Below are 26,760 nucleotides of genomic sequence, written 5' to 3' on the forward strand. Positions count from 1 at the left end.
CCAAAACCTCAAAAGGACATCTCATGAAATTCCATACGCTCTTGATCACATCGTCGCTTTTTCTCAGCGGACTCGCATGGGCAGGGCCACACGATGCGGATCACAAACCCATGCAAGGTGGTGTTTTGACCACCGTCAAGGATGTTGACTACGAACTGGTCGCCAAACCTGATGTGCTGCAGTTGTTCGTGCGTGACCATGGCAAACCCGTTGACGTGAGTAAAACGACGGCAAAAGTCACACTGCTTTCTGGCGCTGACAAGCAAGAAGTTGAGTTGAAACCAACAGGCGACAAGCTTGAAGCCAAAGGTAGCTTCAAGGTAGCTCCTGGGACAAAGGTTGTTGCTCAATTCAGTTCAGCTGGGAAAACCACTTCTGCACGTTTTGTTCTGAAATGAGGCGTTTACAACTTACTTGTTTTTGCCACAAATGGTGGATCAATTTTGGGAAAATATTATGAAAACTTGGATTACTAAAACAATCGTCGTCTCAGCTTGCGTACTTGGCATCGCGGGCTGCGCTTCACCGGTTGATCGAATCGCTGAGAAGCCGCATTGCCATACGGATCGAGGAAGAAATGCTTACTGCACCAAAGATCCTGCACCCAGCATTGCCAAAGATGATGAAGCAAAGTTGTTTGCCTCAGTGCCTGAAGCTCTGACGGTTTACGTCGTGCGTTATTGGGGCGACGGACATCATCCGTTGGACATTTCTGTGGATGGTGGCGCAGCGATGGAGACTGTTCCAAACTCCATGATTCGCCTGCGATTAAAAGAGGGGACTCATCAAATCACCTTCAATGTTGGAGGCAAGACCTTTGATCGAACAATTTCAGGTACGAAGGGGGAAGTTCAGTTACTAGGGATTACGGGTACCGATTGGATCTGGGGCAACTCTTCACATTGGTGGACAGATGACTCAGTTGATCAACTCAAACGGCGCGCACTGCGTTCCCGTTTGATCAAAGACATCACTTTGCTTTGATGTTCTGGGGCCCCCGCCATGACTGTTTGTCATTGGCGGTGGGAGTGGCAGTGACGTTCATGGCGCAAACACTCAACACGCTTGGTTTCACAAACGCCTGCAATCAGCCTGAAGCTCAGGTTGATGCAATATCCTTATCGTCCGCTTATGGCCTCTACCTCACCCTCAAGGCAGTGATAGATGACCGGGTCTGAATTGGCCATATTTCAACGAAATCATTTCGCTATGAGACCAACCCGTTCAACCGAAAGGCTTCGATACGACGATCTGATGCGCAAAATCCATGCCGATCAATTTCACGTTCACATAAATATTTATATTGATCAAAACTCCTACATACCGGACTCGAAATAGCCTTCAAAGGGTGAGCAAAATTATGCTCATCGTTGGAGAGCGAGAGGTTGTTCATCTTGCAAAATTGAGCAAATTGCAGGCGCATAAAACCGAACAGGTCGGATGTTCGGACTGAAAAGACTTGAATTTTGTAGTCAACCAACCGTAGGTAAAAGTACCCTCCTGAGTAGACCAGGATTGATTTAATTCGTCGTCTGGGAGCGATGGACACATGGTGGATTTTCCAACCATCACAGAGTTCAACACTTGGCGCTGTGTGCCAACCATCACGCTCGGACCAAGTCAAACAAAGACCTGACCCACACTTTTCTTTCATCGCTTGGGCAAGGTTGTCATGATCCAAAACTCTTTGTGATTTGCTTCGTCCGATTTTTCGTGTCAATGCCAATGGCTCATCCACATAGCTTGTGAACTCCAGACTTCGTGCAGTAGGCCGGGTCACTGTGATCTGGAAAAGGTTCAATTGACGAATGTCATCGGTTGACCAAGTGCATCGTCCCTGTCCGATCTTGTATTCAACAAATCGCTCTGCTTCTTTCCAAACTGCCAGGCAGTAAAGGCCAAAGACGTGACTTTGGACCCATGATGAATATTCGGTTTTTGATGCTCTCTGAAGGTACTGCTCAAATCCAACGGACGCCTCGCCCAAGAACTCTGAAAATTTGCATCTGTACCACCCTACTTCTGGGGGGAATTTCTTACGTTCATCCCAGCGCCTTATGTCCCCCGTCGGCTCAACGGTTCTGGCCCAAATCAGCTCTATGAATGCCAGACGGGCTTGCCGGTTGGATCGCAGCAGTGCCGCAATCGCCTCTGGCGTTATGCACTTTCTGAATTGCCACACCCAATAATCAGATCGCGGAACCACGTGCCGACGCAAATACCGCGCTACAGATTTGTAGACATCTGTTGGTACAAAACTCATTCTCCAAAAATCAGTGTGACCACCCTGCTCGAATCCCAGCCGAGGTTTATTTGGTAGCTCTCGAAATTCAATACTCTTAGTTCTGTAGGCGTAACGGTAATTAGGTGTTTCATATTTGATCAATGCATTCGGATATGCGATAGCTTGGATTTCACACAATTCTTTGAGTCGAATGAGCCATTCTTCCTCGTTCAAAGCATCAAATTTTCTGTTCATGTACGAGGCCACATAAATGGCGCTCAACGACGTCAACCAATCGGCAAGAGGCTTGAGTTTTTCGGTGTCGATCAAACGATGATCGTTTCCGTGCAAGCGCGCTGGATCGAAATACTTCAGGCTTGAACATTGGCAGGTATTTGGATAAGCAAGAGACATGGCATCAACACGCTCTCCATCGTTCTTCATGCACGAACATTCGACGTGCAGAGGCTCCTCGTGGATCGGGCACTGATTGAGCAATTTCAGTGAAAAAAGTCTGGTGTGATACCCCAACTCCAAGCACTTTGGGCAGTAGCCGTTTTGGGGTGTGAACAAGAATTGCCAGCAGTATGGAATGAATCGATGATCACAAAATGAAAAAAATTGAACTGGCTCACCCATCAGTCGAGCCAAAACCCGAAGATCAACATTTTGAACCGAACGGCTTTGACTCTGCGCACGTTTCGCCCTGGGTGAAAAACTTTCACTCAGTGGAAAGTCAGAAATTCTGAGTTTGTTCAAGTGGGCCAGTTTTCTCAATGTCAGCCAAAGTGACGTGTAGGGCAACAGCGTGCCTGGCTTCCATGTCAGAGTTGTCATGCGCTTACCCCTTTGGTGTTCGTCCCCTTGGTGCCCCCGCTGAAATAATCGCCATCAGGGCACCATGGCCAGAATGCTCGACGATTTCACTGATGGATTTTTTTGACAGCACATCAGACACCGCTCGTCCAGACGCCAGCAAAAGGAGAATCCGTCTGCACACCACAGAGATGGTGTTCATTGGAATTTCATGCGGCCCGTCATAGCGATGCGGCAATTGGTTGATGAACTCTTCCCAAAGTGGTGCCGCATAACTGGCAAGGCGAAATCCATTGCTCCAAAGCTCAGGGATGATGCTGGCAGTAAAAGAAATGCCCGATCCAACAGGCCATTCAGAGCCTTCGTCATACCCGGACATCACGTACCCCAATTGCGCCTCATCGCAAATGCCATGAAACCTGGCAGCGGTAAGCAAGAACCTCGCAGCGACATGTGCACCGCCAGCCATGGCGAGATTGATCGGGTCATCCCGAAATTGAACAGAAGCGATGGAAATCACACACAACCGAATCCTCTTTTTCTCCAGCATGCTGTGCAGCTCGACAAGCCACAACCACTCGCGCATCGTCATGCCTTGTGCTTCGTCAATCACAAGTACAACAAAACGTCCGCCCGCCTGTGCTGACAATTGTTCAAAACGGTCCACGAGCATTCCCAAGCGTTCCGTTGGGCTACGGGTTGATCTGGCCAACCGATGCTTGGCTGCTTCCAGCAAATTTGCATAAAACCGCCCGGATGCGCTGGCACCGCCCGATTCGGTATGACTCCAGATCACCATCGGTATGAATCCTCCATACCTGGCAGCAAGCAAGCCTTCGAGCCAGTTATCCACAGCGCTAGATTTACCCAGTCGAGAGGCCCCATAAATGGTGGCACCATCAAATTGATCGTCCAGCCATCGTCCGATGGTGCTCACCATTTTTTCAATGGCGGGGGTGAACAACGAGTAATCTCTCGTGACCAGGGGATGGTCTTTGGGGATGTGCTCTGGAACGAGCTGAAAGTCTGAGTTTTCCATCACCAGGTCTTTGCCATGCGCATCTTGGGAAGTGGAGCGCTCTGGCTTGCAGATTTGGGTTTCGGCTCAGGTGGCGGTGAGGTGCCCTTCGTTTTCTTGGATGCTCCGGAGACCTTGGTCAGCTCTTCGGGCATGGCCTGACGGTTGATTTCACCCATGACGTCTGGCACCGAAAAGTTCGGCTCTTTCATTTCATCCAGCGCTTGAGTGCTGGTCATCATGATTCGTCGCGCCTGCAGTGCGTATTCCAGAACCTATTGACCATCCGCTCCAATCCCTCGTGACCATCAATTCCAGTCAAAGCTGACCACTCAGTCCAGCAAGTTGACCAAAGAAAAAAGTATGGCGATTTGACCAGATAGTAGTCAGACTGACATGGTCAATCTGACTACTCAGACTATCAGCTGGATTGCATTTTTTTGCGAGCCATTGTTTACGCATGGACTCCCCTTTCAGAGATAACCGATGCGATTGATGCACCACGCGATCCAATATCGCATCAGCCAACGTGGGATCAGGAAAGAACCCATGCCATTGGTCAGTTGGGTATTGCGTTGTAATGAGCAATGATCCTGTGCGCATTCGCCGATCAATCACATCAAGCAAGAACTGCGACGCATGTTGATTCATCTCACCCAAACCCAGATCGTCAAGTATCAACATACTTGGTTTGCTCAATGACAGCTTCAGAGCGGGCAATGAGCCATCAAGCAATGACTCTGTGATTGCCCCATAAAGATCACTGGCGCGATAGAACAGGACTGGCATTTTTAGCCTGCACGCCTGCTGGCCAAATGCACACGCAAGCCACGTCTTACCAACACCCGTAGCGCCTTGGATGATCAGATTTTGCTGACGCCTTATCCAATCACAGCTTGCCAAAGATGCCAACTGTGCCTTGTCTAGTCCACGGTTTACCTTGTATTCCACATCCTCAAATGAAGCCAATTCAGGCATCCCTGCGCCTCGGATAAAACGCTTCAACTTTCGGCCCTCTCGCTCGGATGCCTCGTGATCAACAAGCATTGCAAAGCGATCATCAAAACTGACATCATGCAATTTGGGTTGCTGAAGCTGCATGTCGTAAGCATCAGCCATTGGAACGAGCTTGAGCTCTCGAAGGCGAGCGATGGTTTGTTGCGTGCTGCTCATGCTGATTCTCCAAAATAACTAGGACCACGCAATTCACCAATGATTTTGACTTTGGGTGCTTGAGTGATAGAAAAACGTTTGTCTGCATCCTCTTTGAGGATGGATGTGATGCTGCGAAGTGAGGTGATATTCAATGGCATCGCGTAGGCGCAGACCTCTTCAAATCGGGCCTCACCGTAGTCCCTTGCGAGATCACGCATTCGTCGTGCAGCTTTGACGCCGTTTGTGATGTCGCTTCGGTTTTCAAGTTGATGCCGAATCATCAACTCCACATTGCCGCCGACGTTCATCGCCCATGCCAACAATGCCCGAGGTTCGGCATCAAGCACTCGGCTGTGTATGACGGGCCGATGCTCTGGTATCGTTCTGGCATTTCCTTGTATCTCAATCAAAGGGTGAAGGGCAACCCTTCGACCTCGGTGGAAAATTTCAATCACAGTGGCTGTAAACCTGAGGTCCACGCTTTCTCGTGCAAGCGTGTGAGGCACTGAATAGAAGCGTCTTTGATGTTCGACGTGATAGTCATCCTGTACCCTGCCCTGATGGCCACCTAAATTCCCCCACTTATGGCCACCTCAAACTCCCCCACCTGAATTGATCGGGGACAGGGTCTCAACGCCGACACCGTCGGCACCTGTTGGCAGGACGCATGTTCTGGCCTTCCTCGAAGGAAGGCCAAGGAGTGAATGTCTTGAAACCCAACCAACGCGCCACCGTCATCACGCTGCTGGAGCGCAATACTCCCCAGCGAGAGATTGCCCGCATCACCGGCATCGACCGCAAAACCATTCGCAGCTACCACCAGCGCTGGCTGCTTGACCCCGCAAATTCCCCCGGGGTGGCCACCGGCTCTGAGGCCGTGGCCACTCAAATTCCCCCACCCTGGCCACCGGCTCCAGTTTCCACTTCCGCCAGCCTGTGCGAAGTCCACCGCGACTTCATCCAGGCCCAGTTGCTTTTGCGCCGCAACGCCATGGGCATCTACCAAGACTTGGTCGATGCCCACGGCTTTACCGGGGCCTACAACAGCGTCAAACGCTTTGTGCGTGCCTTGCGCAAGAAGGCACCCGAACAGTTTGATCGCCTGTCCTTCTTGCCGGGCGAAGAGATGCAGGTCGACTACGGCGAGGGTGCACCGACCTTGGTGCCCGGCACCGATCGCTACAAGAAGCCCCGTTTATTTGTCGCCACATTGCGTCACTCACGGCGCAGCTTTCGCCGGGTGGTCTGGAAGTCCAGCCAGCATGTTTGGGCCCAGTTGCACGAGCAGGCGTTTCGCTACTTCGGCGGCTGCCCCCAGTACGTGGTGCTGGACAACCTCAAGGAGGGCGTGCTCAGACCCGATTTGTACGAGCCCGAACTCAACCCCGTGTATGCGGCCATGCTGGACCACTACAGCGTGGTGGCCGACCCCGCCCGCGTGCGCGACCCCAACCGCAAGGGCACGGTGGAGCACGCCATCGGCCACACCCAGGCCACCGCCTTGAAGGGCAAACGCTTTGAATCGATCGAGGCCCAGAACGAGCACCTGGAGCATTGGGAGACGAACTGGGCCTCCAAGCGCATCCACGGCACAGAGCGCCAACAAGTGCAGGCCATGTTCGAGGCCGAACGAGCTCACCTCAAGCCCTTACCCCTGTTGGGCATGCAGTACTTCACACAAGGGGTGCGCACCGTGTGCGATGACAGCTGCGTGCGGGTCGACCACAGCAGCTACGCCGCACGCCCTGCGGCCATCGGCTCCAAAGTGCTGGTGCGCATCTTTGAGCGGCGCGTCGAGATCCGGGATGTGCAAGGCGCTTTGCTGCGCACACATGCCAAAGCCGAGCAGCCAGGCTCGGTGGTGCTGCCTGCGGATGAGCGGGTGTTCAACCCATCACGCGAGACGCGGTTGATCCTTGGCCAGGCCAAAGAAATTGGCGAGCACGCCAGCCGCCTGTGTGAGCTGATGTTTGCGGCCGAAGGTCGGGTGGGTCAAAGAAAGCTCTGGGGCATTGTGGGTTTGGCCAAACGCTACCCGGCGGTCTGCATTGACAGCGCCTGCGCCCAAGCCCTGGAGCAAGGGGTCTACAGCTACAACCATGTCAAAACCTTGAGCGAGCGCTTGTTTGCCAGCGCCATGGCGGCCATGGACGAGGCCGCAAACGATGGCCATGACGGTGGTGGCAGCGGTGGTGACCTCGTTCAATCAGACCCTCTGGCACAGCAGCATGCTCTCATTCGTCAAGGAGACGAGTACGCGGATTTGTTCACCCATGCGGCCATGGTGGCCGGTGCGGCCGTGAGCCGTGCCATGGATGCGGCCCAAGGAGGTCAGGCATGAACATGACTGAGATCGACAACGCTTTGCGCCAGCTGCGACTGTCGGGCATGCAGCAAACCCTTTCCACCCGAGCGATGCAGGCCCAGGCCAGCCAGGAGTCATTCTTGGAGACCTTCGCCGCGTTGCTGCAAGACGAGCTGGAGCGGCGCCGATCGGTGCTGCTCGATCGCCGCTACAAGCGTTCAGGGCTCGATGAGAAGGCCTCGTTGGCGGACTTGGACTGGCGCTTTAACCCCAAGATACCCCGGGCGGCGTGCTTTGAGTTGCACACCTTGAAGTTCATCACCGAAGGGGCCAATGCCTTGATTGTGGGCAAACCGGGCACGGGCAAGAGCCATGTGGCCAAGGCGCTGGCGTACCAGGCCACGCTGCAGGGCTATGACGTGCGGTATCTGGAGGCGGACACCGAGTTTGCGCGGTATGCGCTGGCGGGTAGCCAAGACAGGGCGAATTTGCTGCGGGAGTGGGTCAAGCCGGATTTGTTGATCGTGGACGATTTGTTTCTGGCCAGGCGAATCACGGCGGAGGCAGCAGAGGCATTGCAGGCCATCGTGCACCAGCGCTACAAGCTGCGCCGAGCGTTGGTGGTTACATCAAACCGGGTGGTGCAGGACTGGGGCAAGTATTTGGGGGATGCCACGATGGCCAGCACGATCCTGGATAGGTTGATGCACCGCTGCGCGATGCTGGAGTTTGAGGGCAAGAGCTACAGGCTCAAGGAGGCGGCTGCTCGCTTGGTCGTGAATCCGGAAACGTCATAATCTGACGGCGCTGCCTGGGGGAATTTGGGGTGGCCACGGGTGGGGGAATTTGGACTGGCCATCAGGGCCCTGACGCTATATCGCCAATCACTCAATTCAAATGCCGTTCCAGGCAATGGCTTGAGGCTCGCTTTTTCTGTTTCCAAAAAGCGATCCAATCGACAGCCAGGGAGCCGTTTAAATGGATGGCGATTCATTTCTTCGGCCTTGATCCGGAGTTCTGCATTCAACTCGGCAAGGCTGAAGAAAATGCGATCACGAAGTGAAAACAAAGCCCATCGTTGAGCGATTTGCACTCCCACTTCAGCCTTGGCTTTGTGTTTGGGTTTTCGTGCCCCCGTTGGTAAAGGTGCCGTGTCGTAATGGCTCAGGCAATCTCTGTAGGCGGGGTTGATCACCGTTCGATCCCGTTCACGCCGCCAAACGGCCGCTTTAAGGTTGTCGCTGACGACCCACTCTGGCACACCACCCAGAGCCTCGAAACAATTAGCGTGACATTTCAGCCAGTCTTTGGTGGTCTGACTCGCCGTAGCTTCGATGTACGTGTAGTTTGAGTACCCAAGCACAGCCACAAAGATTTGAGCAAAGGTCGATGGGCCACCGTTTTGATCTCGGATTTCAACGGTCCGGCCCGCAAAATCCACAAACAGCTTTTCACCTGGTCGGTGCGTGCGTCGCATCACCACATGTTGATTTTTTGTCCAAGCTCTATAGAGCATGGCAAATTGTGAGTAGCCCACCCCGTCGGGGGTGGTCTCGCGCCACTCTCGCCAAAGACGCTCCAGAGTTGCGTCGGGTCGCCGCATTTCGGCATGAATCAATTCACAATCTGGATGCGTCTTGAGTTGCGCAATAGATCGATCTTGGGTTCCAAGTGCTGCCCGCCAGGCATCATCATCTAACGGCGAAAGCTCTTGCCAACTCAAGCCAGAGGCATCCACTTGCTGTCGAAATTTTCGGATCGTGTCGTGGTGCGTCCCTGTTGTTCTTGAAATTGCTCGGTGAGCCAACGTCGGGTCATAAAAGTGCTGGCGTGCAATGTCACGCTGCAAATGAACGGGTAGCCTCATGGGCTGCTCCTTTGGTCAAACGAGTGCAGGAGGCATGCACTCGGGGTGAGTTAACCCACTCCCGCCCACTTGACATGAGGGGATGCTCGACCGATACTCCAACCCACAAGGTACTACTTGATTCGGCTTCGGTCGGACGCTAGGCCCGAGGTGTCCGCCTCGGGCTTTTGCGTTTCTGGGTGGCTAGATTTAGCGTCGTTCTGGTTTTTTCCTCCTCGTTTTATTCAGTGCTAGACGTGATCCGTGCCTGCGCAAGCCAGTGGGCGACATCTCTGGTGAGTGCATAAAAACCTCGTCGATGTGGCAACGTGAACAGCGTTACGGCGACTTGACCACGGTATCTGGCTTGTCTTAGCCCCGCCACACTGGCGTGTCCCAGAGCGTTGGCCAACCGCAGGCCTCCCAGCAGTGGGCCATGGGTTTGCTCCATTTCTGTTTTCAATTTTTCAGCCAAGGTGCCTGGCTCGCATGAACTCGTGGTCATTTGTTCGGGTCTCTCTACGGTTGTCACGCAGTGTTTCCGAAAGTTAGCAATTGTGGAACCCGAACGGATAATCGGAGTTTCTGTACACCATGACCATGCCCACCTTTTTGCAACCGCCAAAGCCGGGTCGCCCCAAGCGAAATCCGATTGATGTCTTGCGCACGAAGGTCTGGTTTTATGCCGTCAAAGCCAGGTCGGGTTTGCCAAGTGCCTACGCCATTGAGTTGGCAATAGAGCCGTCCATCGTTAAACACAAAGAGGCAGGGGTGGTACGCCCGCGTAAATGGGATGGCTATCAAACGGGTTTGCGTGTCCCGCGAAGAATGGTCGGCAAGCCATATTCAGTTGATATTGCCGATCAAAACTATCCCGGTACTGCGTCCTACTTTGATTCGCCTATTTGGGCTGTGTTGCGTGGGGATCAGCTCAATCAGAGATGGATTGACGATCAGCTGAAAGCATTAGCCCCTGCTATCACGGATCTCCTGATGGTTTCAGCACCTCCAATGCTTCAGGCCATCCCGCAACCAGATCGTTTCCAGAAATTTGATGAAAAAACGGCCTATCGGTTGGCAGAAATCGGAACATTTGAAGCGTTGGTTGCGCTCATCTTGCTCGTCAAAAAATCAGAATTGATTTCCTCTCAAGAGTTACGAGAGTTGGCGCTTAACGCTTACCACCATTGCCAGTCTTGGGTGAAGGTGTTGCCAGAGATTGCGCCTATCGCACTCGATCTATTCCATGAAATTGATCTCAAGTGCAAACACTGGATCTACCCATCCCCTGAATGGCGAATGGAAGTGGTCATCTTCTCCCGTGAGATCAATCGATGACCCCTTGGTCGCACATCAAATCAAACCGACATCTGAAACTTGGGCATCTGGTCAATGGTTTTTCTCTGGACCGACCTTGGTCAACCTGGTTTTCAACCAGCGAGGCCCCCATTACCGCCGTCTTTCTTCAAGGGCCGTTGCTCCCACCCCAGCCAAAAGCAGTCTGACCATAGTCGGCTCGTTTCAAGAGCTTGACAGGCCCAGCCCGGTCAACCCACGTCTCCCAGATTGGTTTGCCGCGTTGTGCCTCAGCCATTCTTAAACGTGTTTCTGCGTGTGTGGGTTCCAAAATTAGTGTCAGTGGACAGTCAATGAGATCAATGGCTTTAACACTAACTCTTCCATGGGTTGGACGGTAGCCCCCCCCCCCGCATTTAATGTCAAATTCCTATTTCGCAACACAAATTTTGTCAGTCAGCTTCCGACCCATTGCAGCCGGTCACATCTTTTAAGACGTTGACTTGTTTGTAGCGGTTGCTGCCGGTCGTGTCCCGCAGTCATTTGTGGGCTTTCTGCCAGTAGCGGTCGGTCGATCTTTAACCATCAGGCTCGGCAGCCGGTCAGTTCGGTCATAGGCCAATGACCGCTACCACACATCCTATCCAGTGCTGACGGATAGGATCCATTGATGCATGGGCCAATTTGCACAACAGGCTATGACGCCCAATGAACAGGGAGCCCTGCACATTTTCGATGCAGCGACGTTTTCTTACTGAACTAGCTGGATGTCAGTGACGATCATCTTGCCACCTTCATTGATCACCATAAACTTAATTTTTTCGCCTGGCTTGATGCTGGTCAATAAACTCTTATCTTTAGCAGTAAATACCATTGTCATTCCCGGCATATCCATATGTTTGATTTCGCCGTGTTTGATCGTGACCTTGCCAGTTTCGAGATCAATTTTCTTGACCTCTCCGTCGGTTAAAGACGGCGTCATTTGAGACATGTTCATCTTGCTGTGATCCATGACAGCTTGGGAAAAACTGCTTAAGGGAAGAGCCGCACCAATGGTCAATAGTGCAATTGCAATTTTCGTTTGAATATTTTTCATATTTTCCTCATGAGTAAGAGTTAAAAACTTTTGATGATCCGTCTTTTTGGATTAGCAAGACTTGATACGCGTCACGCCTTGCGCCGTAGACAGGACCGTCCATTCCAGGAGATCCGATAGGCATCCCCGGAACGGCAAGACCTAACGCTTGTGGTTTTTCTTTGAGTAAACGTTGAATGTCTTCGGCTGGCACATGCCCCTCAATCACATATCCACCGACCAGAGCTGTATGACATGAAGCGAACTTTTGAGGCATACCCAGTCGAGCCCGCGCTGCGTTATTACCTTGATCGTTTACTTTCAAAGAAAAATTATTCTTTTCTAAATGAATAATCCAGTCTTTGCAACAGCCACAGTTAGGGTCTTTCCAGACTTGTATAGCTATAGCGTTTGGGCTGGCTGCAATAGCAATTGAGGACGAGCACATTGAAGCTATTCCCAACAATAGCAACCGCCTCGTTGAATTTTTTGAACTGTTTTTGTCAGTCATTTCAGCAGCCCTATCCTGTAATGAAATTACTTCTTGCCAACCTTGATCGCGCCCTTCATCCCAGCTTCGTAGTGGCCTGGCATCAAGCAGGCAAAATTTACGGTTCCAGTCTTCGTGAATTGCCAAACAATTTCGCCTTGCTGTCCTGGAGATAGTGTCACTTTGCCAGGTTCGTCATGTTCCATATCTGGGAATTTTTTCATCTGCTCCAGATGCTCGAGCAATTCCTTCTGGGTGCCCAGACTCAATTCGTGCTTGACCTTTCCTTGATTCTTGACAACAAAGCGGACCGTCTCTCCTTGCTTGACCTGAATAGATGAGGGTGTGTAACGCATGTTATCCGTCATATCGACATTGATGGTCTGCGTTACCTTGGAGGCAACACCTGGTTTGCCAATTGCGGTTTCCTCGTCAGCATGGCCATGCCCACCGGCGTGCTTTCCAGCCGCAAAAGCCGACGCTGACAGGGTCAGAGCAACCAAAACAAAGATTTGGCGAGAAGTGATGTGCTTGGGTTTCATTCGTTAACTCCGGAAAAAAAATTCAGTGATTGCTATGTGATGAGGGCTTGCGCACCTTGACTTCGGTCGTCTTGGCGGGCATCTGGGCGCGAGGCATGGACTGCCCACCCTCCGCCTTGAAGCGCGCTGGTTCAGTCAACGGCCCGGTGTACTCATGGGCTACCGTGCCTTCGGGATGCTTGTACCAACCCGGGTCCTTGTAGTCCCCCGGCTTTTGATTACGGCGGACCTTCAGAACGCTGAACATGCCACCCATTTCGACCGATCCGAAGGGGCCTTGGCCAGTCATCATCGCAGCGGTGTTGTCAGGGATGGGCATTTCCATCTCAGTCATGTCGGCCATACCACGCTCACCCATGACCATGTAGTCTGGAATCAGGTTATTGATCTTCTTGGCGATGCCACGGTGATCCACACCAATCAATGTCGGAACGTTATGGCCCATGGCGTTCATGGTGTGATGGCTTTTGTGACAGTGGAAGGCCCAGTCCCCTTCCTCATCTGCCAGAAACTCGATCTGTCGCATCTGACCGACGGCCACATCGGTCGTCACTTCATGCCAGCGGGTGCTCTTGGGTGTCGGGCCACCGTCCGTACCAGTGACGAGGAACTCATGGCCGTGCAAATGTATGGGGTGATTCGTCATCGTCAGATTGCCAATGCGAATACGCACCTTGTCGTTCAGGCGAACATTGAGGCTGTCAATGCCTGGAAATATCCGGCTATTCCAGCTCCACAGGTTGAAGTCCAGCATTGTCATGATCTTGGGGGTGTAGCTGCCCGGATCGATGTCATAGGCGTTGAGTAGGAAGCAGAAGTCTCGCTGGACCTCATCAATCAGATCATTCTTGACCTTAGGATGGGTCACCCAAAAGCCCATCATGCCCATGGCCATCTGTGTCATCTCATCAGCATGCGGGTGGTACATGAAGGTGCCAGGCCGGCGCGCGACGAACTCGTAAACAAACGTCTTGCCGGAGGGAATAGCCGGCTGGTTCAGTCCGGCCACACCGTCCATGCCGTTGGGCAGGCGCTGCCCGTGCCAGTGAATGGAGGTATGCTCTGGCAGCTTGTTGGTCACGAAGATCCGTACGCGATCGCCCTCGACCACTTCAATCGTGGGCCCCGGGCTCTGGCCGTTGTAGCCCCAGAGATGGGCTTTAAAGCCAGGGGCCATTTCCCGCACTACTGGTTCGGCGACCAGGTGAAATTCCTTGACGCCTTGATTCATGCGCCATGGCAAAGTCCATCCATTCAGCGTCACCACCGGGTTGTAGGCGCGTCCGCTGTTGGGGACAAGCGGCGCCATGGTGTTAGGGCTGGTCTGTATTACAGGCTCAGGCAGAGCGGCCATCGCCACGCGGCTGACCGCGCTGGCGGCCACGGCACCACCAGCAATCCCGGCGTACTTAAAAAAGTCTCTTCTGGAAGTCATCGTTGTATCTTTCATTCAATGAGGCGCAGCGCCACCGGCTGGCGCACTGGGCATGGCTGCCAGCGGAGTGTTCATCGGTCGCCCGACCAGTGAGGCTTGTAGCGCGGCATCCGCTAGCCAAAACTGCTGCTCGGCTCCGATCGCAGCCATGACCGTAGAGACCTGATCACGTGAGTCCGCCAGCAACTCGAAGATGCCGATGATCATTCCGTTGTAGCGCAGTTGGTTCTCTTCTGAGATCACCTTACGAAGCGGTATCACCTCGTCCCGGTTGTGCCGTGCAATGTCATAAGCCGTGCGATAGGATGAGTAGCTTTCTCGCAAGCTTGAACCCGCCGAGCGGACGGTCGCCTCAAGCTGATTGGCTGCGGCCAAGGTGCGTGCGTTCATGGCATCGCGCTGCATGCCCCCCCAATCAAAGATGGGCAGGCGTACCGCGATTTCATACCCTCGCGCTACGCTGCGCTCACCCGCCACGCTGTTCGTGCTGGTGTTGCGCATGGCCCTCAGTTCAATGTCGGTGATGCTGGTGACCATGTTCAAACCCTGGGCTCTGGCGGAAGCATCCAGTGTGCTTTGGGCAAGACGGATGTCGAGGCGGTTACGCGTAGCAAACGTCGCAACGCCCTGCGGATCGAGCGCCTGTTTGGGTAGTTCAGGCAAGCGGTCCGGCAGTTTGAGCATCTGGGCCTGTTGGGCATCCAGACCGAGTACGCGTACGAACTCTTCGCGGGCAGCAGTTACTTGGTGAGTTGCTGTTGCCAATCGGGTCCCTGCGTCCGCATAGAAGGCCTGCTCACGAGCCCGTGTGAGGCGATTGAAGTTGCCTATGGCCTGCATCCTGCGAGCCAGTTCGGCACTCGCTGCAGCGCTTTCATACACCTGCTTGGCATACTGAAGCGTCTGTTGGGCAGCCACGGCGCGGACCCATGCCTGGCGCACGCGGGTGACCTGGTCGACCACATCACTCGACAGTCGCAGATGGGCCACTTCGATGCGACGGTTGGCGATTCCCTGGCGACTAGGGAGGGTCAGAATATCGAGCAGACCAAAGGAAAGCGCACGGTTTAACTCCAGCGCATCACCGGCCACCATGCGTTCCAGGGAGAAGACCGGGTTTGCAATCGTGCCCACTTGTGCCGCATCTGCGGACTCCGCCCAACCTTGAGCCAGCAACGCCTGGAGCGATGGGCTGTTGACGAGCGCCAGCTGGACCGCCTCGCGCTGACCCAGAATGTTTTGAAGCAGCTTCTGGGCCGCCTGCGCACGCTGTTCGCGCTCATCGGCAGTCCGCGCGAGAGAAATCTGCCCTTCGGCAAAACTCTTGGCCTCCTCGTTCACCCGGGCAACGTTTTGTTCGAGGCTAACAGTGGCGCAACCGGCAAGCGTGGCCAAGGCGATCGCGGATAGCGCCAGTTTCCCTAGCGAGGTGCTTGGGATGCGCTTCATGGCTTGACTCCCCCATGATGACCAGATTGCGTATCAGGCACGTCAGAGGCGTCCTTCAGGGCCTCACCTGTCGCGACCTCCTTGGCATAGCTGCGCCAGCCTCCAATACGACCTACCAAGTCGTTGGCTTTGACCCATGACTGAATGGCCTGGTCGTTATAGGGGCGGAAGTCACTAAGTGCAGACTTGTACTCAACTTCCACCACCGAAAGATTTTTCACGGGCTCGCTGGTGGCTTGGGCCGCGGCTACACCAGCTAACATGGCACAACTCAGGGCGAGACATGTCTGTGCGAATAATAGTGAACGTCTGACGAGCATGGTTTCCTCAATGTGATCGGTAACATAGATAGGGGGAATTATTAAAATACCAAGTCGTCAGCACGATGTCGAAAAGATTACATATTTGTCATCTTGCCATCGCAACAAATGGAAGTCGTCATACTCAGGTCTGCCAAAGAGGGTCAGTTGCCAATGAAAATTTTGATTGTGGAAGATGAGCCTAAGACCGGGGCATATCTGCGCCAGGGACTGATCGAGGCCGGTTTCGTTGTGGACTTGGCCAGAAATGGGCCCGACGGCCTTCACCTAGCTCTTGGCGGTAACTACGATCTCGCGATCCTGGATGTGATGATGCCGGGCATGAACGGTTGGGAGGTCCTGCAGGCGATACGTCATGAAGGCCTACAAGTGCCAGCCATGTTTCTCACCGCCCGCGATCAGGTGGAAGATCGCGTGAAGGGGCTTGAATTAGGCGCCGACGATTACCTCGTCAAGCCGTTTTCCTTTGCCGAGCTCTTGGCCCGAGTTCGCACCATTGTGCGCCGCGGTCGTAGTGGCACCGAATCCACGATCTTGCAGGTGGCAGACCTCCAACTTGATCTGCTACGCCGCCGCGTCACCCGAGACGGCAAGCGCCTTAATCTCACCGCCAAGGAGTTTGGATTGCTAGAACTGCTGATGCGTAGGCAGGGAGAAGTCCTGCCCAGGTCGCTGATCGCCTCTCAGGTTTGGGACATGAACTTCGACAGCGACACTAACGTCATCGAGGTGGCCATGAGGCGTCTGCGCGTCAAGATCGATGATGATCACCAGTTCAAGCTGATCCAAACTGTACGCGGCATGGGCTACGTGCTCGAAGCGCCGGAGGGTCGCTAGATGTTTCGCAGGCTGTCACTGACATCCCGCCTCACCATCTTTTTTATAGCGCTGGCCAGTTCGGTCATCCTGGGCTTGGCGCTTCTTTTCATGGTAGAGGCTGATAGGCACTTCGTCGACCTCGATAGCGCCGCCTTGGATGATAAAAAGCACCTGATCGAGGGCATTCTGGCCAGTTCTCGATCCCATGAAGAAGCTCGCAGTCGCCTGAACGAAGCATTGAGCCATCACCACAGCCTTTACGCTCTGGTCAAAGGACCGCAGGGTGAAAAGTTGTACCAGACCAACGGATACAGCGGCCCGACTACGCAAGCATCATTCATCACGAATGACGACGGCCACGGGCTTCAGTCTTGGAGGAGTGGCGGTCGCGAGTTCCATGAGATGAGCTTTACTGCTGGCATGGTTCAGGGAATGGCCGGGCCGCTCCAAATATCACTCGCCGTCGATACGCAGCACCACCAAGAATTCATGAGGGAGCTCCGGCGCAGCATTGCGATCTATGCTGTGCTGGCCATTCTTCTAAGCGGATTCTTGGCTTGGTTCGCGGCTCATCAAGGCATGTCTCCGCTGCGCGCAATGAAACGTCGCGCCGCTGCAGTGACAGGCCAACAGTTGCAAGAGCGCATGCCCGAGGATGCCGTCCCGATTGAAATGGCAGATTTGGCAAGGGAACTCAATGAGATGTTGGGTCGCCTGCAGAACGACTTCAAACAGCTTGCTGATTTTGCGGCGGATTTGGCACATGAACTTCGCACACCCATCAGCAATCTCCTCACCCAAACACAGGTGACGCTGTCCACCCAACGCGACCTTAAGACATACCAAGATACGCTGGCGTCCAACGCAGAGGAATTGCAGCGTTTGGCTCGGGTGGTATCAGACATGCTATTCCTCGCCAAGACAGAGCGGGGGGTAGACCTGCCCCATAAGGAGTCCTTCTCGGCAGCACAAGGAGCTCGCGAACTCGTTGAATTTTATGAAGCCGTTGCGGACGAAAAACGCATCTTGATGAGCGTGGAAGGTGATGGGCGAATCTATGGCGATCGTTTGATGTTCAGACGTGCCTTGAGCAACCTCCTATCCAATGCGCTCAGGCATGCACCAGTCGGCGGTGTCGTGGGCGTCAGAATCGAAAGTTCGTCGCGTGGAATTGAAGTCACTGTCAAAAACACGGGCAAGGAGATTCCATTGGATGTCCAGCAGAGAGTCTTCGAGCGCTTCTATCGCGCAGACTCAGCACGCAGGCACCCAGCTTCTGACGGGGCAGGCTTGGGGCTGTCGATTACCAAAGCCATCGTCGAGGCCCATGGCGGGGCGATCTCGGTTACTTCAGACCAGGAGTGGACTCGATTCAGGCTTGTTTTTCCAGGGCTTCAAGCAAGGATGAGGCAAGCGACTGAACTACTTAGTCGGCCCTGAATAACGCCTTTTGCGTGAACAAGAGAGGGCCGGATCGCGCTGTACCGATTCATAACAACCGCCGCAGCGGGCGCAAACAAATGAGACTGCCCAATGAGCAATCAAGGCGACCGGGGAAACTGCTGCGGCCGTGGGACGTGGCGGCCACACCGCTGGAACTGGCGCTGGCCAGGGGCCACCGGTGGTTGGCAATGCTGGAGTACGGCAAGTTGAAAAACCTGACTGAAAATGTAGCGCTGGAGGGAGTCGACAACAGCTACGTCAGCCGGATGGTGAATTTGACTACGCTGGCACCGGACATCGTCGAGGCGATTTTGGAGGATACGCTGCCGGATCACCTGACGCTGTTTGATCTTGCGGTGGACCCGCCTGCGCTGTGGGAGGAGCAGCGGTTACGGATTTGGTGAGACGGGACTGTAAAAGATAGTGATGGCGACTGACTCCATGACAGCGGGGTGTCTGTACAGCCAGCACCAGACCGCCCGATCATGTTCGCATAAGCACGGATCGCATACGCGGCATGTCGAGTGACCGGTATTTCAATTACAACGGTCCTCGTAGCTCCTCCCGCTTAAATGACCGGTAGTAATCGCCGCAACTATGACGTCCACTTACCGCGAGTGTTTGACGACAATTACCTTGGCCGGTTGACGACAACTATGTTGGCCGGTTAGAGGCCTGTTCCGGGCGGGTCCGGGAGGCGGGGCTACCGTTGAGCCTTCGAGACAAATCGAAGGTAGGCGGCATGCCCGGCAAGAGAATCACGGACCACCAAGTGCACAAGTACAAGCAACACCGCAACCAACTCAGCCAAGTGGCCTCCGCCGCCAAAGCTGGCATCAGCGAGCGCAGCGCCAGGCGCATCGAGCAAGCCCCAAGCCTGCCCTCCCAGCGCCCCAAACGAAACTGGCGCACCAGACAAGATCCGTTGAATGCGGTTTGGGACAGCGAGATCGTGCCTTTGCTTCAAACCGACGTACATCTCAACGCCGTTACCTTGCTCGAAGAACTCCAACGCCGCCACCCAGACCAGTGGGACACCCGCGTGCTGCGCACCTTGCAGCGGCGCATGCGCCTGTGGCGTGCCCAGTTCGGTGCCGAGCGAGAGGTCTACTTTGCCCAAGAGCACCCGCCCGGGCGACAAGGCATCTCCGACTTCACCGTGGCCGATGCGCTGGATGTGGAGATTGCCGGTGCCCCGTTCAAGCACCGCCTGTACCAATTCGCGCTGGCCCACTCCGGCTGGCGGCACGTCACGGTCATTGACACCGGCGAGAGCTTCTTGGCGCTGTCCACCGGTTTGCAGGCGGCGCTTTGGGCCTTGGGCGGTTCGCCAGAAGAGCACCGCACCGACAGCCTCTCAGCCGCCTTCAACAACTTGGCCGAGCAAGAGGAGCTGACCCAGCGCTACGCCGATCTGTGCCTGCACTATGGTCTTCGCCCGACCCGCTGCAACCCCGGGCAATCCAACGAGAACGGCTCCATTGAGGCGCGCAACAACTCTTTGAAGAAAGCACTGGACCAGGCGCTGCGTCTGCGCGGCACCCGTAGCTTTGAGACACGCGCCGATTACGAGGCCTTTGTGGACACCGTCGTGCAACGCATGAATGCGCGCGTGGCCAAGCTGCTGGTCGCTGAGCGGGCCGTGCTCAAGCCCTTGCCCGTGCGCCGCACGGCGGAGTTTGAAGAAATCCCGGCTCGGGTGAGTAAATTCGCCATCTTCACGCTCAAAGGCGTGCTCTACAGCGTGCCCAGCCAACTCATTGGCCACCGGTTGATGGTTCGCCAGTACGCCCAGCATGTGGAAGGCTGGCTCGGTGGGCAATGCGTGGTCAGTTTGCCAAGGGCCAAGCCTGCTGACGGCCAGCGTCTTGGCCGCAGCATTGATTACAGGCACTTGGTGGGCGCGTTAAAGCGCAAGCCCGGTGCGTTTGCCCGCTGGGTGCTGCGCGATGCGGCATTCCCCCGTGCGGTGTACCGCCAAACGTGGGAGCGGTTGTCGGCACAAAAGCCCGAGCGCGAGGCCTGCAAAACCATGGTCGGCTTACTGGCGCTGGCCGCTGACGGGCACGAGGCGCAATTGGCCCAGGAACTGCAGCAGTTGATCGAGCTGGATCAGCTGCCCGACCTGAGCGCATTGAGCTTGCTGCTACGTCCGCCCAGTGCGGATGTGCCACCGGTGGTGGTCAAGCTGCCTACGTTGGCGGGCTATGACGAACTGTTTGGGGTGGCGGTATGAGCGAGGCGTCAATGACAAAACCCAAAACGACAATTACAGCGACAACTATGACGACAACTACAGGGGCCAGCACATCAGCCAGGCTGGGCCTGATGCTGACCGACTTGAGGTTGCCAACGGTCAAGCGTTTGGCTGGGGATCTGTGCGCCCAATCCGATTTGGAAGGCTGGCCTGCACACCGCTTCTTGGAAGCGTTGCTGGAGCATGAGATCAACGAGAGGGAGCGCAGGCGCATAGACCGGCATCGCCACGACTCGGGGCTGGGGCCAGACAAGCGGCTGTCGAGCTTTGACTTTGCGGCCGTGCCCAGCGTGTCCAAGGCGCAGGTGATGGCATTGAGCGAAGGGACAGAGTGGCTTGACCGGGGTGCGAATGTCTTGTTGTTCGGCCCGCCCGGGGTGGGCAAGAGCCACTTGGTCAGTGCTTTGGGCCATGCCCTGATTGAAGCAGGCAAGCGGGTGTTGTTCACACGCTGCTCGGATCTGGTGCAACGCTTGCAGGCGGCCAGGCGTGATCTGCGGCTGCCGCAGGAGTTGGCCAAGCTGGAGCGGTTTGATTTATTGATTCTGGACGACCTGAGCTACGTGCGCCGTGACCAAGCTGAAACATCGGTGTTGTTTGAATTGATCTCTGAGCGGTATGAGCGCAAGAGCTTGGCCATCACGGCCAACACGCCGTTCTCGCAGTGGGGAGAGGTGTTTGTAGATCCGGCCATGACGATAGCGGCAGTTGACCGCTTGGTGCATCACTCCACGATATTGGAGATGAATGTGGAGAGTTACCGCAGGCGCTCGGCGCAGGCCATGGCCACACCGGTGAGAAAGGTCAGCTCAAGCAAATAACGGATTGAATTCATTCCCCGCTTCCACCGGCCAGGATAGTTGTCGCCGAGCGGTCAGGATAGTTGACGTCAAGCACGCGAGTGACTACAACCAGCCTAAATCACAGATTGATACAACAACAGCATCGTCCGCTTTTGGCCGATAGCTGTCGATGGTTACAACGATTGGACTAGTTGGTCACGTTGCTGGGTTGATTGGTCAACATCACTGGAATACGCATGCAGATAGGCCGGATGAACAGGTAGCTTTTTATTGGCTTGTATCTCAGCGTATTCAATTAACGCCTGGACGGGATCTCTGTTGCCGGTCAGAAATAACAATCGCTTTGTCGCAAGTGCCCGAATGGCTTGCCGCATGTAAAGGGTGTGGGGTGATCGGTGCCACGGCGGTTGAACATGGACGGTTCCGTAGATCAGACCATTTGAATCGGAGACTGTGGCCCAGCGTGCGTCTGTTTCGTCATCCAGTTGAAGCCATAGTTTTTTACCGAGAAGATCAGGACGTTGAACCAGCCACTCGGAGGTGTATTTGGCGTTCTCAAAGTTGAAATACGATCTTTTGCCCGTGTATTCACCGCCAAGCAATGTGCAGACCTTTCTTGTTCCCGCCATTCTTTTAACGAGCTCAGGGTCAGCGTGGCGTATGCGATTTTTTGTTTTGGAAGACAAGAAGTCCATTTGAGCCAGAGGACTGCGATAGCCCAGACCTGTATGTGGCGTGGCGTTGTAGTTCGCGATGGTGACATCCAGCAACTCCTCGGCATAGTCAAGTTGGAACTGGACCTCCGCCGCAATTTTTTCTGGATCTCGCCCTTTCTTATCTTCGTGACTGCTGCCTGTGCTCGGAGAGAGTCGGTGCATGGTGCCAGAGGCCAAAACCCTGAAAAAAGACTCGATAAATGGCCGATCATCTTTGCTGCGTCTTGAGCTGTAAGACATCGGATCCTGGGGCTTGATGACCTTGGCGCCCACAATATGCAGTAATGGTTCCTCGACTCTAGGGCAAACGTTGGCCAACGCGCCATCGACACTGAATTCATTCCAGCAAGCTGACAAATAGACTTCAGAGTGCGCGGATGGCAAGGCCGCGCCTTCTGCGTACCCATCCTCACAAAACGTCAAGGTTCTTGGGGCCCACTTGGACAAAGCATTTTTGATGGTGATCAGAACGTCGAGCGCACTACATTCGCGTCGCAAACTAATGTGATACCCCAAAACTGCACGGGATCTGACGTCAATGATCACGATGATCCAGATGCGGCGGATTTTTCTGGGTTCATAACCGCCGTGAGGAGACGGCACCATGACCACCATACGGCAGTCCAATTTGTGGGCATCACACTCGACCCGATCAAACAGCTTGAAATCAGGCCGTCGGGTTCCATCGGAGGCTTTGGCTTTTGCAATTGCGTCTGGCCCCCCCATTTTTGACATGGCTAAAAAAGGATGCTCTGCCAAAACCTTCTTGATGTACAGACGAACTGACTCATAGCCGAGCGACTCTGAATTGAATGGCCAGGCTTTCTGATCTTCCAAGCCAGCTTTTCTTAGCTCGTCAATGAACCATCGAAAGATCGTTTGAACATTGATCTTAGGGTGTGCAAGAGAATCGGCGTTATTGAGGATTCGTTTGTGAAAACGATCTTTCAAATCTTTGAACTGTGGACGTTCAAGTAGCCACTTCAACGCGCCGGTTGCTCCAGCCCCATTTTCGTGAACAACAGGTGCAGTTTGACGCTCGTAAGCGGTCACACGGAAATGTGGAAGTGCTCCTCGCCAACCAAAAATATCCCCATCTGAGTGCCTTTGAAGGCATCGGTTTGTGATGATTCGGTAGATATTGGATCGTTTTTCACCCGTTTTCTTCTGCAAAACTGCATCGGTAGCACCCTTGAGATACAGCTCAATGGCTTTTTTTCGGGCTAAAAATTTAGTTTTGCGAGCAGCTGACAAGCTGTTCTCATCCACCATAGGCCAATTGCCAAGGTCAATGCTCTGGCTCGATAGCTCAGAATTCGGAGTTGAGCGATATCCAATTCGTCCCGATAAAGCCATAGAACCTCCTAGTTAAAGGTCTATCCAAGACTCATTAAAAAGGAAGAATCACTTAACGTCAACTTTACTTGGAATTCGTAGCATCAACTTTACTTGGAAAGAGACACCCTCCAGAGGGAAGATCCAGCTGTTCGTAGCATCAAATTTACTTGTGTGAACGTGAACATCCACAATTCACCCAAGACCGTGCTGAACGACTATCTTGGCAACGCTGATGGCCAGCGATTGGGCTGGACAGGCACAGTGGTGGATTTTTGACGTGCAGCCCACCTGGCCAAACCGGCATCCATCAATTCGATGGAATTTTGGCGACGACCCTGAACCGCAAAATCCTTGGCGGTCAATCCCAACTGATTGGACAAGGTGGGGTCAGCGCCTTCCTGAATCAACAGTTTGACCGCTTCAGGGCTGCCATACCTGGCGGCCATCATCAGCGGCGTCGTTCCATTGGGCGATTCGGCGTCGATGTACGCACTGTGGTCCAGCAAAAACGACATCACCGCCACGTGTCCTCCAGAAGCGGCGTAATGCAAAGGTGTCCAACCCGTTTTGTTCACGTCGGCATCTTTGGCCACCAATTGTTGAACCAAGGGCAAATAGCCTTTGATGGCCGCCAGCATCAAAACACTTTCGTCTTTTGCATTGCGCACCTCCACCCGTATTTGCGGAGATCGCACCAACAACTCTGCCACTTGAAGGGATGGGATCAGAACGGCCATCATCAAGGCGGGCACACCCTGAGGGTTCACCGTATTCGGATCAAATCCCCGTTGCAACAAGGACCGGACCACGGTCACATCGTCGGCTTTGAGCGCATCGAAAAAATCCTCATAAGACCCCGCAGATGCGGTGCTCAAACCCAGAGACAAAGCAATGAAAACGATCAGTTTTTGAAGGCCTTGAACATGAAACATGGTTTTTTTAAGCGGCTGTTTTTGAAAAAAGACTTAAAAAATTATGCGTGGTCAACTCACCAATGGACTCGGATGTGCATCCTCGCAACTCTCCCAATAACTTGGCCACGTAAGGCACATAAGATGGGTTGTTGGTCTTGCCGCGATATGGCACAGGCGCCAAATAAGGGCTATCGGTCTCGATGAGCAAGCGGTCATCGGGCACAAACTTGGCCACCTCACGCAAATCGGCCGCTGTTTTGAAGGTCAGGATACCTGAAAACGAGATGTAAAAACCCAAGTCCAAAGCGGCACGGGCCACCTGCTGGCTTTCGGTGAAGCAATGGAATACGCCGCCCGCACACCCTGCCCCCCCCGTTTCACCCTCTTCTTTCAGGATGGCGATGGTGTCGTCTGAAGCCTGCCGGGTGTGGATGACCAAAGGCAAAGCCGTCTGGCGCGCGGCGCGGATGTGGGTGCGAAATCGCTCGCGCTGCCATTCCAGGTCGGCCACGGTGCGCCCGCCTTTGCGCTCGTCCATTTGGTAATAATCCAGCCCGGTCTCGCCAATCGCCACCACTTTGGGGCGGGCGGCACCGTCCAGCAGATCCTGCAGGCTGGGCTCCTGCACGCCTTCGTTGTCGGGGTGCACACCCACGGTGGCCCACATGTTGTCGTGGGCCAAAGCCAGGTTGTGGACTTCGTCAAACTTTTCCATGGTGGTGCAAATGACCATGGCGCGGGTCACTTGTGCGGCCTGCATGGACTGCTGGATGCTGTCCAGCTGGCTCATCAGTTCGGGAAAATTCAGGTGGCAATGGGAATCGGTGTACATGTGAATCAGCCCTTGGACATCAGGGTTTGTTGGGCATCGGCGGTCAGGGCTTCGAGCATCAGACCGGCATTAAAAGGGTGTTCGGCCGTGCGGGCAGATTGCATCAGGCGCTTGAACCAGTCGGTCAACACCGCCACAGAAGCCGCGCTGGCGGGCAAATGCGATGCCTCAAAAAACCTCGGCACTGCCCCCGTTTGGCGCAACACCAGGTCGTGGCAAAGCTTTTGTAAGGCGTCAATGGCCTGGGCAGGGCTCAATTCGGCCAAGTGCCGGGCATCGCCCTGGCGCATGGCTTTGGGCAAATGCGCCCACCAGTCGGGCGACAAACCCGATTCAGCTTGGCGCAGCACATCGGCTGGACGCCCGCCTGCACTGCGCAGCAAATCTTGCGCCACATCGGCGGGCACGCCCTGCCCCGTGAGCCAGGGCAGCGCCTCATCGGCTTCGGGCCACTTCATGGTGTGGGCCAAGCAGCGGCTGCGGATGGTGGGCAGCAACATATGGCTGGCCTCGGTGGCCAGCACGAAGCGCACGTCGCCGGGCGGCTCTTCCAGCGTTTTGAGCAAAGCATTCGCCGCGATGGTGTTCATGCGCTCGGCCGGAAACACCAGCACCGCCTTGCCTCGTCCGCGTGCGTCGGTGCGCTGAGAAAACTCCACCGCATCTCGCATCGCGTCCACCCGGATCTCTTTGCTGGGCTTGCGGGTTTTCTTGTCGATCTCGTCTTGGGCTTTTTCAGGCAAAGGCCAGCCCAGCTCGATCATCACCGTTTCGGGCATCAGCACTTCGAGGTCAGCGTGGGTGTGCACAGCAATCGCGTGGCAGCTGGGGCAGTCGCCGCAAGCGCCCTGCGCGGTGGGTTTTTCGCACAGCCAGGCCGAAGCCAAGGCCAAAGCCAACTCGTACTGGCCCAGGCCCGACGGGCCTTGCAGCAGCCAGGCGTGACCGCGCTGGGCCAGCAAATCGGTGGCTTGCCGGGCAATCCAGGGGGCGTTCAAGACGGCGCTCATGAGGCCCTCCTCTTCAGCCAATCACTCAGTGCATACAACACATCAGCGCCCACGGCTTCCATGACTTGCGCCGCGTCAATGCGGGCAAAACGACTGGGCATCTCGGCTTGGCGGCGGGCGTAACCGGCCCGCACTGCCGCAAAAAAGTCAGCCGGTTGGGACTCAAACTTGTCCGGCACGCGGGCCGAAGCCAGGCGCTCAGCCGCAATCAAGGGGTCAAGGTCAAACCAAACGGTGAGGTCGGGTTGGCGCAAAGAACCGTCAGCCAGTCCTTGCACCATGCCCTCGAGTTGGGCCAACACTTGCCAATCAAAGCCACGCCCACCGCCTTGGTAGGCAAAGGTGGCGTCGGTGAAACGGTCGCACAAAACCACATCGCCCCGGGCCAGCGCGGGTTCGATCACCTGCACCAAGTGCTCGCGGCGAGCCGCAAACATCAACAGCGCCTCTGTCAGCGGGTCCATGGGCTCGTGCAGCACCAATTCGCGCAGCTTTTCAGACAGTGGCGTGCCGCCGGGCTCGCGGGTCAGCACCACCGCCCTGCCCGCCTGCCGAAAAATCTCGGCCACGCCGGCGATGTGCGTGGACTTGCCCGCACCGTCGATGCCTTCAAAACTGATGAATGTGCCGTGTGTCATGAGCGTCTGGAGTTGATCG

General features: G+C 54.9%; 27 protein-coding genes. 10 read left to right on the top strand and 17 right to left on the bottom strand.

Annotated elements, in window-relative coordinates:
* Positions 1 to 23: 23 nt before the first annotated feature.
* Complete coding sequence (locus AMM41_RS11025) at positions 24 to 398, top strand: hypothetical protein (protein WP_053176209.1); 375 nt, start codon at positions 24 to 26, stop codon at positions 396 to 398.
* 58 nt (positions 399 to 456) lie between these two features.
* A complete protein-coding gene (locus AMM41_RS11030) occupies positions 457 to 984 on the top strand; it encodes a hypothetical protein (RefSeq protein WP_133239944.1) in 528 nt (175 codons plus the stop codon).
* Between the two features lie 223 nt (positions 985 to 1,207).
* Here AMM41_RS11030 and AMM41_RS21910 read toward each other — a convergent pair whose 3' ends face one another.
* From AMM41_RS21910 to AMM41_RS11060, 5 genes are all read right to left on the bottom strand, one after another.
* Positions 1,208 to 3,061, bottom strand: a complete 1,854-nt coding sequence (locus tag AMM41_RS21910; protein WP_194944737.1) for a hypothetical protein — start codon at positions 3,059 to 3,061, stop codon at positions 1,208 to 1,210.
* 4 nt (positions 3,062 to 3,065) lie between these two features.
* Positions 3,066 to 4,079 (bottom strand): ATP-binding protein, encoded by a 1,014-nt coding sequence (locus tag AMM41_RS11045; protein ID WP_089957660.1) that lies wholly within the window; start codon positions 4,077 to 4,079, stop codon positions 3,066 to 3,068.
* A complete protein-coding gene (locus tag AMM41_RS11050; RefSeq protein ID WP_089957663.1) occupies positions 4,079 to 4,300 on the bottom strand; it encodes a hypothetical protein in 222 nt (73 codons plus the stop codon). The genes AMM41_RS11045 and AMM41_RS11050 overlap by 1 nt, the downstream gene beginning before the upstream one ends.
* A 76-nt stretch (positions 4,301 to 4,376) precedes the next feature.
* Positions 4,377 to 5,231 (bottom strand): IS21-like element helper ATPase IstB, encoded by an 855-nt coding sequence (gene istB / locus AMM41_RS11055; RefSeq protein WP_089957666.1) that lies wholly within the window; start codon positions 5,229 to 5,231, stop codon positions 4,377 to 4,379.
* Positions 5,228 to 5,560, bottom strand: coding sequence for a hypothetical protein (locus AMM41_RS11060; protein ID WP_194944738.1), 333 nt, complete (start codon positions 5,558 to 5,560; stop codon positions 5,228 to 5,230). Before AMM41_RS11060 ends, istB (AMM41_RS11055) begins: the two co-directional genes overlap by 4 nt.
* A gap of 320 nt (positions 5,561 to 5,880) precedes the next feature.
* On the opposite strand from AMM41_RS11060, the gene istA (AMM41_RS11065) reads away from it, so the two are divergent.
* Both istA (AMM41_RS11065) and istB (AMM41_RS11070) read left to right on the top strand, forming a co-directional pair.
* Entirely contained in the window at positions 5,881 to 7,554 is a 1,674-nt protein-coding gene (gene istA / locus AMM41_RS11065) for an IS21 family transposase (RefSeq protein WP_228769234.1), read from the top strand.
* A complete protein-coding gene (gene istB, locus AMM41_RS11070; RefSeq protein WP_089957672.1) occupies positions 7,551 to 8,315 on the top strand; it encodes an IS21-like element helper ATPase IstB in 765 nt (254 codons plus the stop codon). The genes istA (AMM41_RS11065) and istB (AMM41_RS11070) overlap by 4 nt, the downstream gene beginning before the upstream one ends.
* Here the strand turns inward: istB (AMM41_RS11070) and istA (AMM41_RS11075) are convergent.
* A complete protein-coding gene (gene istA, locus AMM41_RS11075; protein ID WP_089957676.1) occupies positions 8,261 to 9,385 on the bottom strand; it encodes an IS21 family transposase in 1,125 nt (374 codons plus the stop codon). The two genes, istB (AMM41_RS11070) and istA (AMM41_RS11075), sit on opposite strands and share 55 nt — an antisense overlap.
* A 573-nt stretch (positions 9,386 to 9,958) precedes the next feature.
* Between istA (AMM41_RS11075) and AMM41_RS11085 the strand changes: the two genes are divergently transcribed.
* On the top strand, positions 9,959 to 10,702 hold the full coding sequence (locus AMM41_RS11085; RefSeq protein ID WP_089957680.1) for a hypothetical protein: 744 nt from the start codon (positions 9,959 to 9,961) through the stop codon (positions 10,700 to 10,702).
* Positions 10,703 to 11,411: 709 nt separating this feature from the next.
* Here AMM41_RS11085 and AMM41_RS11090 read toward each other — a convergent pair.
* Genes AMM41_RS11090 through AMM41_RS11115 form a run of 6 tightly spaced genes read right to left on the bottom strand, consistent with a single transcriptional unit; the run spans position 11,412 to position 15,914 of the window.
* The gene (locus AMM41_RS11090) at positions 11,412 to 11,756 is read right to left on the bottom strand and encodes a copper-binding protein (protein ID WP_089957684.1); all 345 of its coding nucleotides are present in this window, start codon (positions 11,754 to 11,756) and stop codon (positions 11,412 to 11,414) included.
* A 7-nt stretch (positions 11,757 to 11,763) separates the two neighbouring features.
* A complete protein-coding gene (locus AMM41_RS11095) occupies positions 11,764 to 12,246 on the bottom strand; it encodes a DUF411 domain-containing protein (protein WP_089957688.1) in 483 nt (160 codons plus the stop codon).
* Positions 12,247 to 12,272: 26 nt separating this feature from the next.
* Positions 12,273 to 12,767: a cupredoxin domain-containing protein gene (locus AMM41_RS11100; RefSeq protein ID WP_089957691.1), complete on the bottom strand. Its 495-nt coding sequence runs from the start codon at positions 12,765 to 12,767 to the stop codon at positions 12,273 to 12,275.
* Positions 12,768 to 12,789: 22 nt separating this feature from the next.
* The gene (locus AMM41_RS11105; RefSeq protein ID WP_089958022.1) at positions 12,790 to 14,202 is read right to left on the bottom strand and encodes a multicopper oxidase family protein; all 1,413 of its coding nucleotides are present in this window, start codon (positions 14,200 to 14,202) and stop codon (positions 12,790 to 12,792) included.
* 15 nt (positions 14,203 to 14,217) lie between these two features.
* Positions 14,218 to 15,651, bottom strand: a complete 1,434-nt coding sequence (locus tag AMM41_RS11110; protein ID WP_089957694.1) for a TolC family protein — start codon at positions 15,649 to 15,651, stop codon at positions 14,218 to 14,220.
* Positions 15,648 to 15,914: a hypothetical protein gene (locus tag AMM41_RS11115; protein ID WP_228769235.1), complete on the bottom strand. Its 267-nt coding sequence runs from the start codon at positions 15,912 to 15,914 to the stop codon at positions 15,648 to 15,650. The genes AMM41_RS11110 and AMM41_RS11115 overlap by 4 nt, the downstream gene beginning before the upstream one ends.
* A 210-nt stretch (positions 15,915 to 16,124) precedes the next feature.
* Between AMM41_RS11115 and AMM41_RS11120 the strand changes: the two genes are divergently transcribed.
* The 5 genes from AMM41_RS11120 to istB (AMM41_RS11140) all read left to right on the top strand — a co-directional run bounded on the left by AMM41_RS11120 (position 16,125) and on the right by istB (AMM41_RS11140) (position 21,311).
* On the top strand, positions 16,125 to 16,808 hold the full coding sequence (locus AMM41_RS11120; RefSeq protein ID WP_089958025.1) for a heavy metal response regulator transcription factor: 684 nt from the start codon (positions 16,125 to 16,127) through the stop codon (positions 16,806 to 16,808).
* Positions 16,809 to 18,230: a heavy metal sensor histidine kinase gene (locus AMM41_RS11125; RefSeq protein WP_089957701.1), complete on the top strand. Its 1,422-nt coding sequence runs from the start codon at positions 16,809 to 16,811 to the stop codon at positions 18,228 to 18,230.
* A gap of 80 nt (positions 18,231 to 18,310) precedes the next feature.
* The gene (locus tag AMM41_RS11130) at positions 18,311 to 18,637 is read left to right on the top strand and encodes a LacI family transcriptional regulator (protein ID WP_194944739.1); all 327 of its coding nucleotides are present in this window, start codon (positions 18,311 to 18,313) and stop codon (positions 18,635 to 18,637) included.
* Positions 18,638 to 18,975: 338 nt separating this feature from the next.
* Positions 18,976 to 20,469, top strand: coding sequence for an IS21 family transposase (gene istA, locus AMM41_RS11135; RefSeq protein WP_089957704.1), 1,494 nt, complete (start codon positions 18,976 to 18,978; stop codon positions 20,467 to 20,469).
* Between the two features lie 47 nt (positions 20,470 to 20,516).
* Entirely contained in the window at positions 20,517 to 21,311 is a 795-nt protein-coding gene (gene istB / locus AMM41_RS11140; RefSeq protein WP_089957707.1) for an IS21-like element helper ATPase IstB, read from the top strand.
* A gap of 155 nt (positions 21,312 to 21,466) precedes the next feature.
* Here the strand turns inward: istB (AMM41_RS11140) and AMM41_RS11145 are convergent, their stop codons facing one another.
* The 5 genes from AMM41_RS11145 to tmk form a co-directional block, all read right to left on the bottom strand.
* Positions 21,467 to 23,365 (bottom strand): integrase core domain-containing protein, encoded by a 1,899-nt coding sequence (locus AMM41_RS11145; protein WP_194944740.1) that lies wholly within the window; start codon positions 23,363 to 23,365, stop codon positions 21,467 to 21,469.
* Positions 23,366 to 23,562: 197 nt separating this feature from the next.
* A complete protein-coding gene (locus AMM41_RS11150; protein WP_089957712.1) occupies positions 23,563 to 24,279 on the bottom strand; it encodes an ankyrin repeat domain-containing protein in 717 nt (238 codons plus the stop codon).
* 7 nt (positions 24,280 to 24,286) lie between these two features.
* Positions 24,287 to 25,093, bottom strand: a complete 807-nt coding sequence (locus tag AMM41_RS11155) for a TatD family hydrolase (protein ID WP_089957714.1) — start codon at positions 25,091 to 25,093, stop codon at positions 24,287 to 24,289.
* 5 nt (positions 25,094 to 25,098) lie between these two features.
* Positions 25,099 to 26,103, bottom strand: a complete 1,005-nt coding sequence (locus AMM41_RS11160) for a DNA polymerase III subunit delta' (RefSeq protein ID WP_089957719.1) — start codon at positions 26,101 to 26,103, stop codon at positions 25,099 to 25,101.
* Positions 26,100 to 26,741: a dTMP kinase gene (gene tmk, locus AMM41_RS11165; RefSeq protein ID WP_089957723.1), complete on the bottom strand. Its 642-nt coding sequence runs from the start codon at positions 26,739 to 26,741 to the stop codon at positions 26,100 to 26,102. Before tmk ends, AMM41_RS11160 begins: the two co-directional genes overlap by 4 nt.
* Positions 26,742 to 26,760 lie beyond the last annotated feature (19 nt).

Source organism: Limnohabitans sp. 2KL-3 (assembly GCF_001269405.1).
In the GTDB taxonomy this organism is placed as follows: Bacteria; Pseudomonadota; Gammaproteobacteria; order Burkholderiales; family Burkholderiaceae_C; genus Limnohabitans_A.

What these genes read in the sequence shown, in the direction of transcription:
- AMM41_RS11025 (WP_053176209.1), top strand. Translation starts at nt 24, where the DNA reads ATGAAATTCCATACGCTCTTGATCACATCGTCGCTTTTTCTCAGCGGA.
- AMM41_RS11030 (WP_133239944.1), top strand. Translation starts at nt 457, where the DNA reads ATGAAAACTTGGATTACTAAAACAATCGTCGTCTCAGCTTGCGTACTT.
- AMM41_RS21910 (WP_194944737.1), bottom strand. Translation starts at nt 3,061, where the DNA reads ATGACAACTCTGACATGGAAGCCAGGCACGCTGTTGCCCTACACGTCA.
- AMM41_RS11045 (WP_089957660.1), bottom strand. Translation starts at nt 4,079, where the DNA reads ATGGAAAACTCAGACTTTCAGCTCGTTCCAGAGCACATCCCCAAAGAC.
- AMM41_RS11050 (WP_089957663.1), bottom strand. Translation starts at nt 4,300, where the DNA reads ATGATGACCAGCACTCAAGCGCTGGATGAAATGAAAGAGCCGAACTTT.
- istB (WP_089957666.1), bottom strand. Translation starts at nt 5,231, where the DNA reads ATGAGCAGCACGCAACAAACCATCGCTCGCCTTCGAGAGCTCAAGCTC.
- istA (WP_228769234.1), top strand. Translation starts at nt 5,881, where the DNA reads ATGTTCTGGCCTTCCTCGAAGGAAGGCCAAGGAGTGAATGTCTTGAAA.
- istB (WP_089957672.1), top strand. Translation starts at nt 7,551, where the DNA reads ATGAACATGACTGAGATCGACAACGCTTTGCGCCAGCTGCGACTGTCG.
- istA (WP_089957676.1), bottom strand. Translation starts at nt 9,385, where the DNA reads ATGAGGCTACCCGTTCATTTGCAGCGTGACATTGCACGCCAGCACTTT.
- AMM41_RS11085 (WP_089957680.1), top strand. Translation starts at nt 9,959, where the DNA reads ATGACCATGCCCACCTTTTTGCAACCGCCAAAGCCGGGTCGCCCCAAG.
- AMM41_RS11090 (WP_089957684.1), bottom strand. Translation starts at nt 11,756, where the DNA reads ATGAAAAATATTCAAACGAAAATTGCAATTGCACTATTGACCATTGGT.
- AMM41_RS11095 (WP_089957688.1), bottom strand. Translation starts at nt 12,246, where the DNA reads ATGACTGACAAAAACAGTTCAAAAAATTCAACGAGGCGGTTGCTATTG.
- AMM41_RS11100 (WP_089957691.1), bottom strand. Translation starts at nt 12,767, where the DNA reads ATGAAACCCAAGCACATCACTTCTCGCCAAATCTTTGTTTTGGTTGCT.
- AMM41_RS11105 (WP_089958022.1), bottom strand. Translation starts at nt 14,202, where the DNA reads ATGACTTCCAGAAGAGACTTTTTTAAGTACGCCGGGATTGCTGGTGGT.
- AMM41_RS11110 (WP_089957694.1), bottom strand. Translation starts at nt 15,651, where the DNA reads ATGAAGCGCATCCCAAGCACCTCGCTAGGGAAACTGGCGCTATCCGCG.
- AMM41_RS11115 (WP_228769235.1), bottom strand. Translation starts at nt 15,914, where the DNA reads ATGTTAGCTGGTGTAGCCGCGGCCCAAGCCACCAGCGAGCCCGTGAAA.
- AMM41_RS11120 (WP_089958025.1), top strand. Translation starts at nt 16,125, where the DNA reads ATGAAAATTTTGATTGTGGAAGATGAGCCTAAGACCGGGGCATATCTG.
- AMM41_RS11125 (WP_089957701.1), top strand. Translation starts at nt 16,809, where the DNA reads ATGTTTCGCAGGCTGTCACTGACATCCCGCCTCACCATCTTTTTTATA.
- AMM41_RS11130 (WP_194944739.1), top strand. Translation starts at nt 18,311, where the DNA reads ATGAGACTGCCCAATGAGCAATCAAGGCGACCGGGGAAACTGCTGCGG.
- istA (WP_089957704.1), top strand. Translation starts at nt 18,976, where the DNA reads ATGCCCGGCAAGAGAATCACGGACCACCAAGTGCACAAGTACAAGCAA.
- istB (WP_089957707.1), top strand. Translation starts at nt 20,517, where the DNA reads ATGACGACAACTACAGGGGCCAGCACATCAGCCAGGCTGGGCCTGATG.
- AMM41_RS11145 (WP_194944740.1), bottom strand. Translation starts at nt 23,365, where the DNA reads ATGGCTTTATCGGGACGAATTGGATATCGCTCAACTCCGAATTCTGAG.
- AMM41_RS11150 (WP_089957712.1), bottom strand. Translation starts at nt 24,279, where the DNA reads ATGTTTCATGTTCAAGGCCTTCAAAAACTGATCGTTTTCATTGCTTTG.
- AMM41_RS11155 (WP_089957714.1), bottom strand. Translation starts at nt 25,093, where the DNA reads ATGTACACCGATTCCCATTGCCACCTGAATTTTCCCGAACTGATGAGC.
- AMM41_RS11160 (WP_089957719.1), bottom strand. Translation starts at nt 26,103, where the DNA reads ATGAGCGCCGTCTTGAACGCCCCCTGGATTGCCCGGCAAGCCACCGAT.
- tmk (WP_089957723.1), bottom strand. Translation starts at nt 26,741, where the DNA reads ATGACACACGGCACATTCATCAGTTTTGAAGGCATCGACGGTGCGGGC.